We start from the raw sequence: 19004 nt of genomic DNA, 5'->3' as shown, positions 1-19004 counted from the left end.
CCTGACACGCACACGGTGCTGAACGACGACTCACGAGACGAGTTCGAAGTCATGCCCCGCGTCCCGCCTCGTCGTCGACGTCCTCGACGGCCTGATCCCTGTCGGGCGGATCGAAGAAACGACGCGACGTCCGGGCCAGCTGGACTGTCTCGCTGACCTCGTCGACGAAACTGCTGGTGGTGGCCTTGCCGATCTTGTTGGTGCTGAAGTGGGTGCACCACATCTTGCCGTCGGGGCCGGTGGTGATCTGCTCCGGGCGCGAGCCCGCGGTGGGCACCGAGTACTCGGTGATGGCCCCGGCCGGGGTGATCTTCCCGATCTTGTGGCTGTTGTATTCGGTGAACCACAGATTGCCGTCCGCACCGGCGGCAATCCCCACCGGAGTGGAGTTCCCGGCCGGCACGTCGTCCTCCGTGACCACCCCGGCAGGGGTGATCCTCCCGATCTGGACGTCCTGGGGCTGGGTGAACCAGACGTTGCCGTCCGGGCCCGCAGCGATGCCCTGAGCCCGGCCGGGCACGCTGTGCTCGGTGATGGTCACCACCGCGGATTCCGGGATCGCCTCCACCCCGCGCCTGTAGCGGAGCGCTCACTTCCTCCTCGGCTGGCCCGGGTAGGACCCGGCGGGGTGGAGCCGGGTGCCGGTTCTGTAGTCGTGTGCAGTCCCCTGACCTGGGCCGACTAGGTTGGATGTCAACGATTCTGCTCGTGCTGACGCTATTCGGGATCGTGTGTATCGGATGTAGTGGCGGATGCTGTCGTATGTGACCAAGTAGTCGTGGTGGTCCATGAGTTCTGTCCAGATCTGCCTTCCGTTGAGCTTCCTGCCGATCATGCCCTCGACCAGGTCGGCGAGTTCCCCTGTGATGGGGTCGGTCAGCGGACTCGTCTCTGCGGTGATCAGGCGTGGGACCTCCAGGGCGAAGCGGATGTCCGAGCAGCGGAGGTTGTGGCGCTTTGCGAGCGTGCGGATCTGTGTCCCCTAGAGGGCCTCTTGGGCGATGCGGTGGGCCAGGTCTCGGCGCCTGGCGAAGGGATTTCTCCTGGGGAGGCGTCGGCGTGGTCTGTTTGTGCCGCCCAGGGAGTTGGCATCGGCGAGAGCCCGTTCGAGTGCTTCGGGCGAGTGGCCGGCGGTGGTGGCGAGGTGTTCGAGGAGCGGCCTGCCGAACCACTGCGGTGGGCCGCAGAGATAGCAGTGCAGGAAGCTGGGCTGGAGATGGTTGGCGTGGGCCAGGCGCCGGACGTAGGAGTTGGTGGATTCTCCGAGGCAGGGGCGGAGTCGGACCGGCAGCGGCGCGAACCGGGGCGGCAGTTCGCTGTTCATCGGGACGTAGCGGTCTTCGAGGCCATCGACGCTGTGGTTTGGGCGGTGTGGTCGAGCGGAATGGCCCGGAGGCTCTTCTTGGTGATCTTCTCGGTGCCGGTGAGGATGGCGTCGAGGGCGGCTCCGCGGACGGCGTGGGAGAGAGAGCCGATCATGCCGCCGGTGTGGTTGTACAGGAAGCGGTCCAGGTCGGTGAGTGTGCCGGAGCGGTGTTCGTGCAGCCGCAGGGTGTCTTCCATGGCGGCGACCAAGCCCTTCCATTCACTGTTGTAGGGGAAGGGGCGGGAGGGGATCAGGGCAAAGCGGCCCGCGATCTGGGCGCCGCGTGTCCCGGACAGCAGCCCGGATTCGTCGATGTCGATACCGGCATAGACGAAGGTGGCGGGCAGACGTTCGGAGAAGTACTTGAGGGTGTCGGCGACTTCGGCGCCGTGGCGGCTGGTGAGCGAGATGTTGTGGATTTCGTCGACCAGCACCAGAGCGGTGCGGGTATCGGTGCAGACACCGATGACAGCCTCGATGATGTCCGTCATGTTCGAGCGTGCCCGCACCGGCAGGCCCAGGAAGCGTGCGAACTCGGTCGCGATCATGCGGGCGGTCGCGGCGGGCGGGACGGTGACATAGACGACCGGAATCCGGTGTGTGGCATGAGGGTGCCGGGCCCGGTCCAGGAGTTCATGGGATCCCCAACTGCGTGATGGCGATGGTCTTTCCGGTTCCCGCCGGGCCGGAAACGATCAGCCCGTGGCGGGCGCTGATCGCGTGCCGGTTCAGCAGCACCAGACGACGGCCGCAGATCGCCAGCAGCTCCGTAAGCTGCGCCCGTACGGTCTCGACCGCGGGGGCCTCGCGCTCGAAATGCTCGTGCTCGGGGTGGTCGACGCCGTACCGGCCGTGGAGGCGGTGAACCTCCTCGTCAACGCTGAGACGGACAACGCCCCTCGCGGAGAGGGCCTGTGCAAGGTGCGTCTTGCCGGAGCCGGTAATCCCGATGAGCAGGACGGCGGTCGACCTCGCTCACGATGTCGTGCTCCCTCGTGGTGCTCGTACCGGTGGGGGCGTTGGGGCGTACCCCTGGCTCTAGCGGCAGTGTGCAACAGACGGGCCGGACTGCCACCACGAGCGCATAGGGGCGGCTCCGCTGCCCTTGGCGAGGGATCCGTTTGGGTGGCGGTCGGGCAGGCCCAAGAGCTGCTGTTCTATGGAGGTGAGAGCGGGGTCCGCTCGAAGCTCCGTGGCCGGTCATCGACGGGGTGGAGCCAGCGATACCCGTACTGGAGCATCAGGCCAATGCGGGGCCGGCCGGAGAGGTTGATGCCTCCGGTGTGCCAGGTCCGGTTCTCGAAGAGAACTGCGTCCGTTCCGGTGATGTCGGGGGTGACGGCGCTGGGTGGGTCGATGGCGCCGACGGACTCGTCGGTAAGGCGGTGGCTGCCGGGGCTGGCCGCGGTCCGCCGAGCATCCTTGCAGGCTGACCTGGCCAACGCTCAGGAACGGAACACCCGTCTTGCCGCGCGGGTGCGCCAGTTGGAGAGGCGGCTTTCCGGGCAACTCGGCGAGCAGGGGTGGAGCGAGTCCGGGATCGGGTCCCCACCGGACATCGACCAACTCCGGAGACGAATCGCCATGTTGGAACAGGAACTCGCCGAGAAGAGGGGCGAGATCGAGGAAAGATCGGACGAGCAGGAAGCAGCGCGGGCCGCCAACAGGGAGCTGACCCGTGCGTTGAACCAGCCTCACCCTGAGGGCCATGAGTTCGCCCGACCCGATAGCACGGTGCCCGAGGTTCTGGCCGACGAGCCCTCCGCCCAGAGCGTGGGGCATGCGGAACGCGGTGGCGGGCTCGCAGCACGCCGAAAAGCCCGCAGACGAAATCGGAACTCCACTCGCTGACCAGGCTCGCATTCGCCGCGCAGGGGGCTACCGTGACTCCACGGCAGCCCCCTGTCCTGTAGGGAGTAGGTGAATCAGCGTCCGCGCTGACCCGTCGGATTCGTTTCGCCCCTCGTCTTGCCGAACCTGCGCCACAGATCCCATGCGAACGTCAGGCTCCCGAAGCCGAAGAGCCAGGCGATGTGATCTCCGTCTACCGCTGCTGAGACGCAGATTCAGGCGAGGGCCACACACGCGACTGCCTCTGCGACGCCCATCAGGAGATTGGTGTTCGGTTTCATTGGTCCGCCCTCGGGGTCAGCATCGGGTCCTCCATACGGTGGGCAAGAGGTACCACCCTTTCCAGACCGGGCTCCACTTGAACTTGGCGTATCCACCGCGGATCTTCGCGCAGTCACGAGTGTGGTAGTAGATCCAGCCGGCCGAGACGGCGACGTACCAGGCGTAGAAGCGCATGCCGTTGACGACATGCTTCCAGTAGCCCGGGACGTAGTCCTTCACGATGCCGAGCAGGCCGCCGGCGGCTCCCGCACCCCACGCGAGGGTCCTTGTCTCTCCGCGCGTGAACTTGACCGACAGCCAGAAGTACTGGATGGGGGACCACCACGCGTTCTTCCAGTAGCTGTAGCGGAAGGTTCCGTTGAGGTCGTAGCAGTTGACGGGGTCTCCCACGCAGTACTCGTACGCGTTCGCGTTGCCTCCGAAGACCGGGTCGGTCGACAGGAAGCGTCCGGTTGTGGGGTTGTAGAGACGCACGCCCATGAGGCTGAGTCCGGTGAGGGTTTCAGTGGAACGTTGCTTTGCGCCGAGCCAGTTGTAGCGGGTGGCGGACTGGCCCGCCCTGGGGTTGCCGTACTCGTCGCTGTCCAGGGCGGTCGGGGCCCGGGAGGGGTCAAGCGGGAGCTGCAGGGCGACGTCGCCGTGGATGTTGCTGAGCTGCAGTACGGTGCCGCCGGTTTTGCCGGTTACGGCACCGAGGTCGCCGGAGAGGGAGTCGACGTTGCGGGTGATCTCTCCTGTGGCTGTGTTCTCGACGATCCAGCGGGGTCCGTCGTCGTCACCGCTGTAGTGGTTCAGCTTGGTGCCGGTCTCGGTCCAGGTGCTGCCGCTGCCCGTTTCTGTCTTCCACGATCGCAGGCGCAGGTCGGGGTCCAGTTGCCACGTCTGCCGCTGACCGTTGGCGATCTGCTGGTACACGCGGTCGTTCGTGTAGTAGCTGATGGTGCCGTTGCCGGGAAGGGCCGTGGTGCGGCCGAAGGCGTCGTAGGTGTAGCCGGTGTCGACGATGCGGTCGCCGCTGTCGTAGGTGCTGGAGACGGTCGTGCCTCCGCTGGTGGGGCAGTCCACGCCCGGATTGCCCGTGGCCGTCGTCAGCGACTTGCGATTCGCACGGGCGTCGAACGTGTAGGACCGGCGGGTGCAGACCGTTGCCGACGTGTCCTGTACCTCGGCCAGACGTCCGACAGCGTCGTAACGGTAGGTCTGGTCGGACCACCCGGCGTGCGAGGTGGCCTGGCCGTGCACGGACGACGTGACGGTGTCGGAGTACACCAGGGTGCTGTCGCTGTCGCGAGTGTAGGTGCGCTCGGCGATCTCGCCTGCGGGGTTCTTGACGACCGTCAGGCTGTATCCGCCGGGCAGCTTCTCGGTGCTCGGGGTGCCGTCGGCGTCGTACGTGGTCTGGAAGGCGCCCGCGACCGAGTCGGTGGCCTTGGTCGCCAGACCGCGCGGCTCGACGGCCGCGTCGTATGTGTAGGTGACGGTTGACGGGGAGTTGTCCGTGGTTTTGACCGGGCGGTCGCTGAGGTCGTACTCGGCCGTGGTGGTTCCGCCGTCGGCGTCCGTGTAGGAGACCTGGCGACCCAGCGTGTCGTAGACCTTGGTAATGGTGCCGGCCGTTGCCGAACTGGTCGTGACCTGGCGGCCGGTGGTGCTGTCGTAGCCGATGTTGGTGGTCGGGACGGCCTGTCCCGTGCCGCCGGTCACCGTCGTGGTGGTCGGGCGGCCGGCGTCGTCGTATGTCGTGCTGGTGGTGCGGGTCACGCCGTTGGCGGTGGCGATCACCGCCGTGGTGTTATCCCAGGAGTCGTATTCGTACGTGGAGGTGGGCAGTTGGGCCGGGTTGTTGCCGCCGCCAGTGATGGTCCCGGCCGGGCCGGTTGAGCAGAGCAGGTCGGCCCATTCCGGGCGACCGGCGCAGGTGCCGGTGCCCGTGGCGGACCAGTAGGTGGTCACCTGCGTCGCGGCATCGGTGCCGGTGGCGCCGGGTAGCTGCTCCTTTTTGATCCGTCCCTGGGCGTCGTACTCCCTCGCCGTGGTGAGGGCCGTCCCGTTCGGATCCTGGATCGTCTTGACCGGCAGCCCCTTGGCCCAGTCGTAGACGGTCTGCGTGACCCGGGTATCGCCGTGGACAGTGGGGTGCTCCCGGACCTGGGCACCGACCGTCGTCTTGGTGATCTGGTCCCTGATCTTGGCGGTGCCGTCCGTCGGACGGTCCCCGTCGTACTCGTTAACCGTCCAGGTGCGGGCGGTCACCGAGGAGCCGCCTGAGGCGAGGGTGGTCGTGCCGGACTTCAGGTCCGCGGTGAGGTCGATCCGGTGCAGCGGGCCCAACTTCTCCAGCTCGCGAATGCCGGTGCCGTTGTAGACGGTGCGGGTGGCCAGTAGGTCCGCGCGCTCAGCAGTGGTCAGCTGGGCGATGCCGAGGTCCGACTGCGTCGCCTTGTCGGTCGCGGTGAGACCAAGGGCGACAGACCGGTTGGCGGCGGTGAGCACGCGCACTGTGTTGCCGAAGCGGTCGTATTCGATGGTCGCGATGTGCCCGCCCGGAGATGCTGTGTTGACCTCGCGGCCGGAGACGCCGAGGTAATGGGTCTCGGCGCGGGTGTAGGAACCGCCACTCAGGTCACTGCCCGAATTCGAGGCCGGTGTGACGTCGGCTGGGAAAACGGCGGTGGCGTCGGTCGGGGCGTCAGTCTGGCTCCACGCCATTACGTCCGAGACACCCAACTTGTAGGGGGCAGCGGTACCAGTGAGCGGGACGTCATAGACGACGGTCGTGGCCGCAGTGCCTTCGACCGTGTCAGTGGTGCCCTGCTTGAGTGCCGGGCGACTCGCCTTGAGCAGCATGCCGTCACCAGCGGCTGCGGTCGAGCCAGCCTTGCCGTACGTGAAGGTCCACGGCTGGTCGGTGGACGTCCTGTAGGACGTGACATGGCGCGCAGTGTCGTACGTGTACTGGGTCTGTGTCGACTGGGCCAGGCGGGGGTTCCAGTACTGGCGCAGACGGCCCCCGGCGTCGTAGCGGTACGTTGCTACAGCCCTGGCGGTAGCGGATGAAGCACCCTTTCCGGACGCGTAGAGCAGGATCTCCTTGACCTGTCCCGTGTAGTCGCCGAACGAGTCGAGCGTAGCCGTGGTGGACGTCGCGTAGACGAACTCCAGCACTCGGCAGCCCTTGGTGGTGGGCGTCGTGTTACAGGTCGCCGCGGACACCGCCGAGGTTGGGGCGATGATCCGCTTGGGACGGGCCAGCTTCGCCCCGCTCACCGTCACCGCCTCGGAGATCACCGTGATCGTGGAGTTGGACAGCCCGTCCAGCAGAGTGCTGGAGACCTGCCAGGTGGTTGCGCCGCTGTCGGGCTTGGTGAACTCCGTCACCGTGCCTTCGGTGTCGGAGAGAGTGAAGGAACCACTGGTGCTGCCCTTGAGGGTGAGGTGCTCCGAGCCGGGCTCGGGGACCCAGCCGGTTTTGGCTGCGTTGGCCGTGAAGTGCACCTCGCTGCCGTCGGCGGTGACGACGGACACGGCCGTGGCCGAGATCTGCTTCACGTGGGAGTAGTCCGAGTCGGTCAGTTCCGCGGTGGTGCCGGCAACCCATTCCTTGCCGAAGATCGCCGCCTGGCCCTCCTGTTTCGCTCCTGCTTCGGGGGTGCGGGAGGAGGCAGTGCGGTTCACTCCCATGCCGTAGTAGGAGGTGTCCGTCTCGTCAATCGTGTAATTACCCGTGAGCAGGTTCACGGACCCGGGACCGATGTCTTGTGCAGCAGCGCCGTCGGCGTTGCGGTCGACGACGACGGCCAGCGGCTCGGTGCTGCCCGAGGCACTTCAGCAGGAGGCGGTCCCAAATGCTGTCGGGCAGGAAGCGGACCGTGACCCGTCCGCCAGGTGCTTGGCCGAAGGAGAAGCCGTCGACGGGACTGCGGTTCTCCCAGCAGTTGCCAAGCTATGTCGTTGCGCAGGACATACAGGATGCCCTTGCAGGCACAACCGGTCGGGCACCGGCCGAGGCCCCGGCGACGGCTCCGGCCAGGGCGGCAGCAGCGGCTCGATCAGCGCCCACAAGTCGTCGTCCACGATCCACGGCCGCGTACTCACACCATCACGAACGGCCAAATCAACCAGCCGGACACGCCCGACCAGGACACCTCAACAAGATCGCATTACGAGCTCTTAGTTGGCGTGGTGGCGGGGGACTGCGACACCGACGACTGTGAACGGGGCGGTGAGGAGGGCGTACTGCTCGGCTGGGAGCGTGGCGGGTTTCCGTACGGCCCTGGCTGCGATCACGCAGACGGACTTGGCATCCGAGTGGAGTCCCGCGCGGTATGCGTTGAGTTCCTCACTTCGCGGAAGCAGTGCCGACCTTACGGCGTGGTCGAGCTCGGAATTTTCCGATGCGGAGAGCCGGAGGGCACGGCTCGCCTCACGGCCGCCCTGCCGACGCCGGCTGACGGCGTGGTCGAACGCGGCGGCGAGAGCCTCGGGCGGCAGAGCCGCGACGGTTGCAATGAATCGAGCCGTGGCGGCATCCACAACAAGCTCCTTCTTCAAAATGCGGAAGGTTTAAGGGCAAGCGCCAAGCAGGTGACGCCGCCAGGCACTCTGCCTTGCCCGTGAGAAGGTACGTTCCGGGTGGAACGAAGGGGAGTGTGACATGGATGTCCATCGCCTGGCACGCATAGCAGCGACGCTCTTTGGGGACCTCGGCGCTGCTGGAGCGCTCACCGTACGGGAGTTGCCCGACGGACTCGGAATCTGTGTGTGGCCAGCCGGCGTCCGGGGTGGAGGAAGCATCCTCGTGGGATGCGACGAGTCGGTTCTGTTCGTGGGATCCGCGATAGGTTTCGACGCCGGGCTCGCCGCTTTCCGCCAGGGCAGGCGCACTCCCGCCGAACGCTTCCGGGGCAAGCCTGACAAGACGACTGCACAGAAGCCCGTTGAGTAGCGGGGCGTGGGCGACCTCCATGAGCGGACGAAAGACGTCCCCTCGCGCCGGCGGTGATGACCGCGGCACCACAGAATCCGTGTTCGCCGCAAACACCGGGCCCTGAATCGCATGAAGTCCGACCTGCCATGGCACCTGGCAGGCGCCGGCCGACGCCGCGCGTCGACGCCCGCTACTCGGGCTCGGCCTCGACGATCCTGACGTCCTTGGCGATCGGGTCTTCCATGACCCTGGCCAGGTAGCGTTCGGCGTCGGCAAGGTCATAGGTGTCGTATGACGCCATCGAGCTGCCCTCGTAGGTCCACTCCACGCGGTACCGCTCTGCCACCCGGCTTCCCTCCCACTCGCTTACTCGCCGGAGCGCTGCGCTGTCCGACCCGAACCGTACCCCGCCCGTCGTTTGCACCCCACACGACGTACGCTCGGCCGCAAATGCCACAACCGCCCACTTCCTTGCATCCGTCCCAACCTGGCCGGGCAATACGTTCACGGTTCCGTGGGACAAATTGATCCCGGGACCGGTGGCTTCAAGAGCGCCGGATCGATGGGACGGCGTCCAGCAGTGGCAGCAGCTGGGTGACGTCGTGCCGGTTGCCACCCGTGAGCGTGACGGCGAGCGGGGTTCCGCGACGGTCGACGAGCAGGTGGTGTTTGGAGCCGGGACAGCCCGGTCGACGGGTGAGGGGCCGACGTCGAGCGGTGAGGTGCGGGGCAGGCTGCTCGCGTGACCATGGGCTGCGGAATCGACGCCCGCGTCGCCCCCCCCGCGTGCGGGGCGGTCGAACGCCGACGGGCGGGGCTATGTACGACCCGCGTCCCGGATTCCCGCGCCGTTTCGACTGGCCCGGCACCCTCCTGACCGTCAGGAAGGGCGGGGCGGGACATGGATGTGGTCGAAGAGCGGTGCGGGGGCGCCGACTTGGGCAAGACGGATGTCAAGGTATGCATCCGGGTCCCGGGCGCCGGCAAGCGCGCCCGTTGGGGCAGCTCGGCGATCGGGGTGCGGTGCCCACTACAGGGCCCGGTGCATGATGTGCAGTCTTACGTGGCCAGCGCGAGGCCATCGGTGAGGTGGCTGACGAGGTCGGCGCCCAGGTCCCCGCTCTTGCCGCTGGTGACCTCTGATCGCACTGCTTGCCTTTACGTGCTGTTGCGCTCGGTCGGGATCAGTTTCGGGGTGTTGCGTGAAGGGGATTGAGCATGTCCTGCGGTTCCTGAGTGGTGGTGAGATGGGGGCGGGAGGATGGGCGGGTGCTGTCCCGGGCCCATGGTCTGACTCATGATATTTCTGACTGAAGTGTCCTGGTGTCACAGTGTCGGCCGGTGGTCGGGGATGGTGCGTTGTCGGTGCCGGGCTGGCGGGGTGTGTCCCGATAGGGGCCTGTCGATAGTTGTGGCGTCCTCACGATTCTGACCGTCTGACGCGGCCCGGTACCGGCAACGCGACGTGGTATCGGACGGGAGGAGAGGAACGGGCATGTCTGGTTCGACCGTGCCCAGTACGTCGCCTGCTCCCAAGACCGGCCGTCGTCGCCCGGCAGGGGAGGTGGTTCTGGGAGTGGATACGCACCGGGATGCCCACGTAGCCTCGGTGCTCTCCGTGACAGGGGCAGTCCTTGCCACCGACGAGTTCCCGGCCACCGCGGCTGGATACCGTGATCTGCTGAAGTGGGCCAGGAAGTCGGGAGCCGTGAGGCGGGCCGGGGTGGAGGGGACCGGCTCCTATGGAGCGTCCCTGTCCCGCTATCTGCTGGCCCAGGGTGTGGACGTGTTCGACGTGAACTGGATGGACCGGGCGGATCGCCGGCGGCGTGGCAAGTCGGATCAGCTCGATGCCCAGAATGCGGCGCGAGCCGTGTTGAGCGGGCGGGCCTCCGCTCGGGCCAAAACGGGCGACGGGCCGGTACAGATCGCGCGAATGTACAAACTCACGAAGGCGTCGGCCGTCAAAGCCCGCACCCAGGCCATCAACCAGCTCAAAGCCGTACTCGTCACTGCGGACCCCGTCTTGCGGGAGGAACTGGCCGGACTGGGCAATGCCGAACTCTTCCGCACCTGCGCACAGTTCACCGATGCGCGTAGTCGCGAGGAGGCCGGCGCGGAGTCAGTGGTGGAGGCCACCCGGATCACGCTGGGACTGCTGGCCCACCGGATCGCCAGCTCTCCGAGGAGGTCCGCGACGTGGAGGCTCGTCTGACCCGGCTTGTGGAACGGCATGCCCCGCAGCTGCTCGACGTGGTGGGGATCGGCCCGGACACGGCGGTCACGTTGCTGATCACGGTGGGGGACAACCCGGAACGGCTGGACAGCGAGGCGTCGTTCGCCGCGCTGTGCGGGGTCAGCCCGGTCGAGCGTTCCTCGGGACGCAGGCAATTCCGTCGCCTCAACCGCGGCGGCGACCGGCAGGCCAACGCCGCGCTTCACCGCATCGTGTTCACCCGCCTGCGGGTCGACCCGCGCACCCAGGACTACTACGAGCGCCGGATCAAGGAGGGCAAGACGCGGCGCGAAATCGTCCGCTGCCTCAAACGCTACGCGGCCCGGGAGGTCTTCCACCTGGTAAAACAGCTACAGCCAGCCCCCCGCTCATTGGGGCTGTCGTGACAGATGAGAGGCTCAGACGGGTGAGCGAGACACCACCGAACACCCTGCAATACCGCTTTGACGGGCCAGAAGACGCTCCCGTCCTGATCCTGGGTCCCTCACTGGGTACCACATGGCACATGTGGGACCGCCAGATCCCCGAGCTGATCAAGCACTGGCGCGTCTTCCGGTTCGACCTGCCGGGACACGGCGGCGCTCCCGCGTACCCGGCGGGCTCGGTCAACGACCTCACCACACGGCTGCTGGCCACCCTCGAAGGGCTCGGCGTGCAGCGCTTCGGCTACGCGGGCTGCGCGCTCGGCGGTGCGGTCGGCATCGAGCTGGCCCTGCGCCACCCCGAGCGGCTCGCCTCCCTGGCGCTGATCGCGGCCTCTCCCCGCTTCGGCACGGCCGACGAGTTCCGGCAGAGAGGCGTGATCGTCCGCACGAACGGCCTCGACCCCATCGCCCGCACCTCGCCTGAGCGCTGGTTCACCGGCGGATTCGCCGCCGCGCAGCCCGCGATCACCGAGTGGGCCGTGCAGATGGTCCGCACCACCGACCCCGGCTGCTACATCGCCGCCTGCGAGGCGCTCGCCTCGTTCGACGTCCGCGCCGAACTCGGCCGCGTCGGCGTGCCGACCCTGGTCCTCGTCGGCTCGGACGACCAGGTCACCGGCCCCGCCGAGGCCCGCACCCTGGTCGCCGGCATCCCGGACGCCCGCCTGGCCGTCGTTCCCGGCGCCTCCCACCTGGTGCCGGTGGAGCAGCCCGCGGCGGTCACCGACCTCCTGGTGCGGCACTTCTCCACCGCCTGGCAGCCCGCCTTCGAGACCTCCACCGGCCAGACGGCCCTGCCCGCGGCCGCCCTCAAGCCGGTCCTGTCCCCGGCACCGCCGCAGCCCCTCCAGTCCGGGCCCGTCGCCGAGATCGCCCCGGTCGTGGCACCCCCGGCGCAGGGGCGGCCCGACCCGTACGACGCCGGGATCAAGGTCCGCCGCGAGGTGCTGGGCGACGCGCACGTCGACCGGGCGCTGGCGCAGGCCGACGACTTCTCCGGGGACTTCCAGGAGTTCATCACCCGCTACGCCTGGGGCGAGATCTGGGACCGCCCCGGGCTCGACCGGCGCACCCGCAGCTGCGTCACCCTCACCGCCCTGGTCGCCGGCGGCCACCTGGACGAGCTGGCCTTCCACACCCGCGCCGCCCTGCGCAACGGCCTCACCCCGGGCGAGATCAAGGAGGTGCTGCTCCAGGCGGCCGTCTACTGCGGCGTACCGGCGGCGAACAGCGCGTTCAAGGTGGCCCAGCAGGTCATCCGCGAGGAGACCACGCCCCAGGAGTGAGGGTGCGCGCGACCCCGGAAGGCAGGATGGACTCATGAAGCTCACGAAGAAGTCGCACGCCTGCGTCCGCCTGGAGAAGGACGGCCGGACCCTCGTCCTCGACCCCGGCGGGTTCAGCGAGGAGGACGCCGCGCTCGGCGCGGACGCGATCCTCGTCACCCACGAGCACCCCGACCACTTCGACGAGCTCCGGCTGCGCGCCGCGATGGAGAACAACCCGGCCGCGGAGATCTGGACCCTGCGGTCGGTCGCGGAGACGATCTCGTCCGCCTTCCCCGGCCGCGTGCACACCGTCGGCCACGGCGACAGCTTCACCGCCGCCGGCTTCGACGTCCAGGTCCACGGCGAACTCCACGCGGTGATCCACCCGGACATCCCGCGCATCACCAACGTGGGCTACCTCGTCGACGGCGGTAAGGTCTTCCATCCCGGCGACGCCTTCACGGTCCCCGACCACCCGGTGCAGACGCTGATGCTCCCGGTCATGGCCCCGTGGAGCAAGATCTCCGAGGTCATCGACTACGTCCGCGAGGTTCAGCCGCAGCGCGCCTACGACATCCACGACGCCTACCTCACCGACCTCGCGCGCCCGATCTACGACCGCCAGATCGGCGGCCTCGGCGGGGCGGAACACCTGCGGCTCACCCCCGGGGCGTCGGCCGACCTCTGAGGCCCGGGCGGCGTTGTCAGACCCTCCGGGTAGGTTGTGGGACATGCGCATCGCGACCTGGAACGTGAACTCGATCACCGCCCGCCTGCCGAGGCTCCTGGCCTGGCTGGAGAGCAGCGGTACGGACGTGCTGTGCCTCCAGGAGGCCAAGGTCGCCGAGGAGCAGTTCCCCGTGGAGCAACTGCGCGAGCTGGGCTACGAGTCGGCGGTCCACGCGACCGGTCGGTGGAACGGCGTGGCGGTGCTCTCCCGCGTCGGCATCGAGGACGTCGTCAAGGGCCTGCCCGGCGACCCCGGTTTCGACGGCTCGGTGGAGCCCCGCGCCATCTCGGCGACCTGCGGCCCGCTCCGCGTCTGGTCGGTGTACGTGCCGAACGGCCGCGAGGTGGACCACCCGCACTACGCCTACAAGCTCCAGTGGCTCGAGTCCCTCAAGGCCGCCGTCGCCGGTGACGCGGTCGGCAGCCGCCCCTTCGCGGTGATGGGCGATTACAACGTGGCGCCGACGGACGACGACGTCTTCGACCGCGCGGCCTTCGAGGGCGCGACCCACGTCACCGTGGCCGAGCGAGCCGCCCTGGCCTCCCTGCGCGAGGCGGGCCTGTCGGACGTGGTCCCGCGGCCCCTGAAGTACGAGCACCCCTTCACGTACTGGGACTACCGCCAGCTCTGCTTCCCGAAGAACCGCGGCATGCGCATCGACCTCGTGTATGCCAACGCGCCGTTCACGGGGGCGGTCAAGGACGCGTACGTGGACCGCGAGGAGCGCAAGGGCAAGGGCGCGTCGGACCACGCCCCGGTCGTGGTCGACCTGGACCTCTAGAGCCCGGCCCGGCTCACAGCAGCCGCAGATCCACCGAGTCCGCCAGCGCCGCCAGCCCCGCATCGCCGGGATGCAGGTGGTCGCCGCTGTCGTACGCGGGCAGCATCCGTGCGGGGTCGGCCGGGTCGCGTACCACGGCGTCGAAGTCGAGCACCCCGTCGAAGACACCGCCCTCGCGGATCCACTCGTTCACCGCGACCCGCTCGGCGTCGACGGCTGCCGTGCACCGCGTCTCGCCCTCGCACGGCAGGATCGTCGCCGCGAGCATCCTGAGCCCCCGGGCCCGCCCGCGCGCCGCCAGCTCCCGCATCCCCGCGATCACCTGCTCCGCCGAGGTGCCCCAGCGCACGTCGTTGACGCCCTCGAAGACGATCGCCGTACGGGCCGACGGCTGGGCGAGGACGTCCCGGTCGAACCGGTGCAGGGCACTCACCCCGGCCGTGTCCGTGGACACCCCGTCGCCGGGATACCGGTCGGTGACCACACGGTTGCCCGAGACACCCTGGTTCAGCACCCCGTAGCGCGGCACGGCGCTCTGCCGCAGCAGCCGGCCGGCCAGCACGTTCGGCCACCGCCGGTTCGCGTCCACCGTGGACTTGTCGCCGTCGGTGATCGAGTCCCCGAGCAGCACCACGGACCCGGGCCCGCCGCTCACGTCGACCCCGGCGAGCAGCGGCCAGCTGGTGATCACCGAGGTGTACGCCCCGGCGGAGCCGTCCGCCGCGTGGTCGCCGGGCTCGCTGACGTACGACCGCTGCTGCGCGAGCCGGTGCAGGGGCGCCGCCGGCACCGGGCCGGGCAGATGGAAGCTGACCAGCAGGTTGGCGTCCGCCGGTACCGCGAAGCCCAGCTGATCGCTGTACGCCTGGGCCCCGGCCGGGATCTCCACGCTCTGCGCACCGCCGAAGGACAGCGGCACCGGCGTCCCGCGTGCCGCCGCGCCCGACGCCTGCACGGCGACCGTCGCGCCGCCGATCCGTACCGGGGCCGCCGCGAAGGTGTTGTCGAACCGCATCCGCACCCGGGGCCCGCCCGCCGACGTGCGCACCACCAGCCGCAGCGTCCGGTCCGTCCAGGGCCCCACGGCCGCGTAGCCGCCCGTCGACGTCGTCCAGCTGCCCGTCCAGCCCTGCGTGGCGGTGCGTACCGACACCGCGAAGACGTGCAGTCCGGCGGCGCGCGGCAGCCGGACCGAGGCGAGCTCGCGCCCCGGCGTCAGCGGCACCGTCACGACGTACAGGCGGGCCTGCTCGGCGAGTTGCCCGCCGGGCGTGTTGACGTGCGGCAGGGCAACCGCTTTCGTCGCGAGCGGCCCGGTGCGCCAGTCGGGCGCGGTCAGCCGGTAACCGGAGCGGGTGCCGTTCGCGTACGTGACCGTGCCCGGGCCGCCCGCCTCCGTGCCGGCCGTGCCCGCCACCAGGAAGGCGAGGGCGTCGCCACGCCCCGTGACGCGCACGTTCTGCCCTGCGGCGCGGACGTTGTCCGGCTCGCCCGCCTGCCGCCGCGGCCAGGTCAGCCGGGCCCCCTGGACGGTCAGGGTGCGGCCGGGCGCCCAGCCCGCGGCCGTGAGGTCCCGCGCCGACAGGGAGGCACCGGCGCCGTCGAAGTCGGCCGCCGCGGGCCGGCTGTCGTCGCTCACGGCGATGTTGTCGAACAGCCGCTCAAGCGGGACCGGCGCGGCCCGTCTCTCCTCGACGGCCTGCGCCGATACCGCCGAGATCAAGGACCCGCACAGGGTCAGGACGACCAGGACCCCCCGGACACATCGGCGCACGGCCGACTCCTCCCGCTCATCGACACACGACGCGACAACATCAAACGCAGGGACGGAACAGAAGACACGACGAAAGCCGTGACGCACGACGCACGGTGAAGCTAGGGAGACATCAGGGACTCGTCAACGAGCCATGCGCGAACTCGGCGTGAACTCGACCGTCACCGAAGGCCCGCGCGCCTGTGGTGCGTACGGGGGTACGAATGACACGCTGGACGTATGAACATCCCTTTCCTGGGCAACCGGCGCCAGAAGGTCGGGTTCCCCGACCCCGCGGGCATCGCGGACCTGCTCGCCGAGTGCGAACTGCTCCGCTCCCAGGCGTCCCGGGCGGGGGTCCGGCTGGACGACTCGGCGGCCTCGCTGGAGGCGCTGGACCAGTTGCTGCCGCGCTGGCGGGACGACGAGGAGACCCTGGCCTGGCTCGGCAACGACGCCGGGCTCTACCTGGGCACCGTCATCGTGCGCTCCGTGCCGGGAGCAGCATGGGAGATCCGTTCCGACGGTCAGCCCGTCGTGCGGCTCACCTCCGGGAGGGAGTTCGACGTCGTGGACTCCGGGCACGAGTGGGCCGCGTACGGCGTGCCCGAGCTGTCGCAGCTTTACGCGGAAGTCGCGGAGGCGTGAGGCCCATGACCGTACCCTTGGTCGTACTCTTTGAGCCAAAGTGCGATGTAAATACGGCTAATGATCGAAAAGTGCGTGTCGCCCGACAAGTCCGATCTTGCCTGGATACGTTGCGGCAACCACCACACAGCTGAGAGTGAGTAGGGCTGAGTATGGCCGTAGATCCGCTGATCGAGCTGCGTGACGTCAACAAGCACTTCGGGGAGCTGCATGTCCTGCGGGACATCAACCTCACCGTCGGCAAGGGGGAGGTGGTCGTGGTCATCGGCCCCTCGGGGTCGGGAAAGTCGACACTGTGCCGGGCGATCAACCGGCTGGAGACCATCGAGTCGGGGACGATCGTCCTCGACGGACAGCCGCTGCCCGAGGAGGGCAAGCCCCTGGCCCGCCTGCGCGCCGACGTCGGCATGGTCTTCCAGGCGTTCAACCTCTTCGCCCACAAGACCGTCCTGCAGAACCTCTCCCTGGGGCAGGTCAAGGTGCGCGGGCGCAAGAAGGAGGACGCCGACAAACGCTCCCGGGAACTCCTCGACCGGGTCGGCGTCGCCGACCAGGCGGACAAGTACCCGGCACAGCTCTCCGGCGGTCAGCAGCAGCGCGTGGCCATCGCCCGTGCCCTGGCCATGGAGCCCAAGGCGATGCTCTTCGACGAGCCGACCTCGGCCCTCGACCCGGAGATGATCAACGAGGTGCTGGAGGTCATGAAGCAGCTGGCCCGCGACGGTATGACCATGATCGTCGTCACGCACGAGATGGGCTTCGCCCGTTCGGCCGCCAACCGCGTCGTCTTCATGGCCGACGGCGGAATCGTCGAGGACCGCACCCCTGACGAGTTCTTCACCAACCCCACCAGCGACCGCGCCAAGGACTTCCTCTCCAAGATCCTCAAGCACTGAACGGGCAGGCACCGGACGGCTCATCGGATCGGACCTCGACTACGATGTGCCCTTCATCCCTGTCGGAGAGGGGGACTTCGCCGAAATCCGCCGATCCCGTCAGGGGTGAGCAGACCGCCCGCCCGGTCCGCGGGGCGTTCCCGCCGGGTGTGGCCCCCACGGCCCTTCCGGCCACGGGGGCGGCGGTTCACATCGGCCAGGCCCGTCCGGCGGCAGCCGGAGATCACTGCTCGCGCAGCGGGACCGACACGTACGACGGGTCGTTCGCAGGCGAGGAGAAGGTCAGCTGCGCGCCGGACGGGTTGTGCTCGATGTAGAGCGGGTCGACCGTGTCGACGACCAGGGCGAGGCGATGCCCGGCCGGGACGTCGTAGGCCGTGGAGTTCAGCTCCAGGTCGACGCCGAACGGCTTTCCGGGGGTGCGCCCGTGGAAGGTGTACGGCGCGTTGGAGACCAGCTTGCCGAGGCCGAGCGGCCCCACGTCGTAGAGGTAGGCGACGAGGGTGCCGCTCTCCTTGGTCGGGGTGAGGGTCGTGTGCAACTTCGCGGTGCCGCGCACCTGTTGGGCTTGCGTGTACTTCTCCGACTGCCACACGGCGGCCCAGCGGCGGGGAAGCAGCGGGATCGAGGCCATCGGGGGCAGCTGGGCCACCTGGTCGAGGATGCTGGACAGGAAGACGACGCCGCCGTCCGCCCCCGAGTTCACGTTCGCGCGGATCGTGGTCGTGCCCCCGAGGGCGATCTTCCGGTCGGTCGCGGCGACCGACTTCCAGTCCGGGTAGCCCTCGTAGCCGCCCGCGGAACGGGACTTGAGCTGGACGGGCTGCTCACGGTCGATGCCGTTGTCCTCGCCCCTGAGGTGGTGGTCGAACCAGCGCGTGGTGTCCTTCCACACGTCGTTGGGCAGCCCGAACAGGCCGGTCAGCTCGGCCGTGGCGTGGTCTCCGGGCCGCATCTCCAGCCGCTTCGGGCCGGTCAGCTTCTCGTAGAAGTCGGCGTACTGGTTGGGCGGGAAGATCGTGTCGCCCCAGGCGTTGGCGAGCATGATCGCCGCGCCGTTCTTGTTGATCTGGTCGACGTAGGTAGCAGCGGAACGTTTCTTTCCCCAGGCGATGAGCTCCGGCTCCTTCGCCAGGTTGGAGCTGTAGAAGTCGTCGAAGGTCTGCCGGAGTTCGGCGCTCTGCCGGCCCGTGACGATGCTCGCGCCGTCCAGCAGGGCGGACGCCTGGACGTGCTGGGTGCGTCCGGCGTAGATGGAGTCGATCAGGTCCGCCCAGCCGCTCAGTGACGCCACCGCCTTGACCCGCTTGTCCTGCGCCGCGGTGAGCAGGCTGATGCCGGCGCCGTAGGAGACGCCCGCCATGCCGATGTGCCCGGCGTCCGAGGGGGTGTGAGCGAGCGCCCAGTCGATGACCTTCGACGCGTCGGCGACGTCGGGTGGGCCCGCTACTTCTATCTCGCCGCCCGACTGCCAGAAGCCGCGCACGTTGTACGTGACCACGACGTACCCGGAGTCGGCGAGTTTCTGTGCCTGGGCCAGATATTCGACCTGGGGCAGGCCCCAGCTCGTGGGCATGACGAGCAGCGGGTAGCGGTGCGTGCCGTCGGCCCCGGCCGGGGTGACGACATTGGCCTTGAGGACGGTGCCACCGTCGCCGGTGATGTCGACGAAGCGGACGGGGTTCGGCGCCGCCTGTGCGGTGGGGGCGAGTCCGAGGGCTGTGCCGGCGACCAGGGTTGCCGAGACGGCGCCTACGGCGGTGGTGCGCAGGGCCTTGCGGGTGTGTCCCACGGGTCACTCCTCACTCGTGTAAGTGCAAAGTGACCAGACGGTAACCTCG

Annotated in this window: 12 protein-coding genes and 3 pseudogenes; 6 read left to right on the top strand and 9 right to left on the bottom strand. The window is 68.8% G+C overall.

What is annotated here, in order from left to right:
- Nucleotides 1-49 precede the first annotated feature (49 nt).
- The 7 genes and pseudogenes from OG542_RS07330 to OG542_RS07290 form a co-directional block, all read right to left on the bottom strand.
- Nucleotides 50-568 (bottom strand): Vgb family protein, encoded by a 519-nt coding sequence (locus OG542_RS07330; RefSeq protein ID WP_328409243.1) that lies wholly within the window; start codon nt 566-568, stop codon nt 50-52.
- Nucleotides 569-982: 414 nt separating this feature from the next.
- The gene (locus OG542_RS07325) at nt 983-1324 is read right to left on the bottom strand and encodes a TniQ family protein (protein ID WP_328409241.1); all 342 of its coding nucleotides are present in this window, start codon (nt 1322-1324) and stop codon (nt 983-985) included.
- Nucleotides 1321-2323: pseudogene (locus tag OG542_RS07320) on the bottom strand (AAA family ATPase). Before OG542_RS07320 ends, OG542_RS07325 begins: the two are co-directional and overlap by 4 nt.
- A 1191-nt stretch (nt 2324-3514) precedes the next feature.
- Entirely contained in the window at nt 3515-7237 is a 3723-nt protein-coding gene (locus OG542_RS07310) for an RHS repeat protein (RefSeq protein ID WP_328409239.1), read from the bottom strand.
- A 432-nt stretch (nt 7238-7669) separates the two neighbouring features.
- Nucleotides 7670-8050: a hypothetical protein gene (locus tag OG542_RS07300; RefSeq protein ID WP_328409237.1), complete on the bottom strand. Its 381-nt coding sequence runs from the start codon at nt 8048-8050 to the stop codon at nt 7670-7672.
- A 566-nt stretch (nt 8051-8616) separates the two neighbouring features.
- Nucleotides 8617-8772, bottom strand: a complete 156-nt coding sequence (locus tag OG542_RS07295) for a hypothetical protein (RefSeq protein WP_328409235.1) — start codon at nt 8770-8772, stop codon at nt 8617-8619.
- Between the two features lie 208 nt (nt 8773-8980).
- Nucleotides 8981-9138: pseudogene (locus OG542_RS07290) on the bottom strand (transposase); the annotation flags it as partial.
- A gap of 798 nt (nt 9139-9936) precedes the next feature.
- Here OG542_RS07290 and OG542_RS40690 point away from each other — a divergent pair.
- The 4 genes and pseudogenes from OG542_RS40690 (at nt 9937) to OG542_RS07265 (ending at nt 13866) form a co-directional block, all read left to right on the top strand.
- Nucleotides 9937-11048, top strand: a pseudogene (locus OG542_RS40690) (IS110 family RNA-guided transposase).
- A gap of 20 nt (nt 11049-11068) precedes the next feature.
- A complete protein-coding gene (gene pcaDC, locus OG542_RS07275) occupies nt 11069-12373 on the top strand; it encodes a bifunctional 3-oxoadipate enol-lactonase/4-carboxymuconolactone decarboxylase PcaDC (RefSeq protein ID WP_328409229.1) in 1305 nt (434 codons plus the stop codon).
- Between the two features lie 34 nt (nt 12374-12407).
- A complete protein-coding gene (locus tag OG542_RS07270) occupies nt 12408-13043 on the top strand; it encodes an MBL fold metallo-hydrolase (protein WP_328409227.1) in 636 nt (211 codons plus the stop codon).
- 43 nt (nt 13044-13086) lie between these two features.
- Nucleotides 13087-13866 carry an exodeoxyribonuclease III gene (locus tag OG542_RS07265; protein WP_328409225.1) on the top strand — a complete coding sequence of 260 codons (780 nt, stop codon included), beginning with the start codon at nt 13087-13089 and terminating at the stop codon, nt 13864-13866.
- Between the two features lie 13 nt (nt 13867-13879).
- On the opposite strand, the gene OG542_RS07260 is transcribed toward OG542_RS07265, so the two are convergent.
- Nucleotides 13880-15640, bottom strand: coding sequence for an SGNH/GDSL hydrolase family protein (locus tag OG542_RS07260; RefSeq protein ID WP_408057731.1), 1761 nt, complete (start codon nt 15638-15640; stop codon nt 13880-13882).
- A gap of 219 nt (nt 15641-15859) precedes the next feature.
- Here OG542_RS07260 and OG542_RS07255 point away from each other — a divergent pair, with 219 nt between their 5' ends.
- Together OG542_RS07255 and OG542_RS07250 are read left to right on the top strand one after the other, a co-directional pair.
- Nucleotides 15860-16267, top strand: coding sequence for a DUF6278 family protein (locus OG542_RS07255; RefSeq protein ID WP_311128563.1), 408 nt, complete (start codon nt 15860-15862; stop codon nt 16265-16267).
- A gap of 152 nt (nt 16268-16419) precedes the next feature.
- Nucleotides 16420-17163 carry an amino acid ABC transporter ATP-binding protein gene (locus tag OG542_RS07250; protein WP_184588676.1) on the top strand — a complete coding sequence of 248 codons (744 nt, stop codon included), beginning with the start codon at nt 16420-16422 and terminating at the stop codon, nt 17161-17163.
- 223 nt (nt 17164-17386) lie between these two features.
- Here OG542_RS07250 and OG542_RS07245 read toward each other — a convergent pair whose 3' ends face one another.
- Nucleotides 17387-18955, bottom strand: coding sequence for a CocE/NonD family hydrolase (locus OG542_RS07245; protein ID WP_328409223.1), 1569 nt, complete (start codon nt 18953-18955; stop codon nt 17387-17389).
- Nucleotides 18956-19004 lie beyond the last annotated feature (49 nt).

The sequence above is a fragment of the Streptomyces violaceus genome, assembly GCF_036014075.1.
GTDB lineage: Bacteria > Actinomycetota > Actinomycetes > Streptomycetales > Streptomycetaceae > Streptomyces > Streptomyces violaceus.
Note: the sequence above shows the minus strand (reverse complement) of the source record. Positions and strands in the feature narration are given on the sequence as shown.

Bases quoted from the DNA above. Each gene is read 5' to 3' on its own strand.
- OG542_RS07325 (WP_328409241.1), bottom strand. From the start codon at position 1,324: ATGAACAGCGAACTGCCGCCCCGGTTCGCGCCGCTGCCGGTCCGACTC.
- OG542_RS07270 (WP_328409227.1), top strand. From the start codon at position 12,408: ATGAAGCTCACGAAGAAGTCGCACGCCTGCGTCCGCCTGGAGAAGGAC.
- OG542_RS07265 (WP_328409225.1), top strand. From the start codon at position 13,087: ATGCGCATCGCGACCTGGAACGTGAACTCGATCACCGCCCGCCTGCCG.
- OG542_RS07255 (WP_311128563.1), top strand. From the start codon at position 15,860: ATGAACATCCCTTTCCTGGGCAACCGGCGCCAGAAGGTCGGGTTCCCC.
- OG542_RS07250 (WP_184588676.1), top strand. From the start codon at position 16,420: ATGGCCGTAGATCCGCTGATCGAGCTGCGTGACGTCAACAAGCACTTC.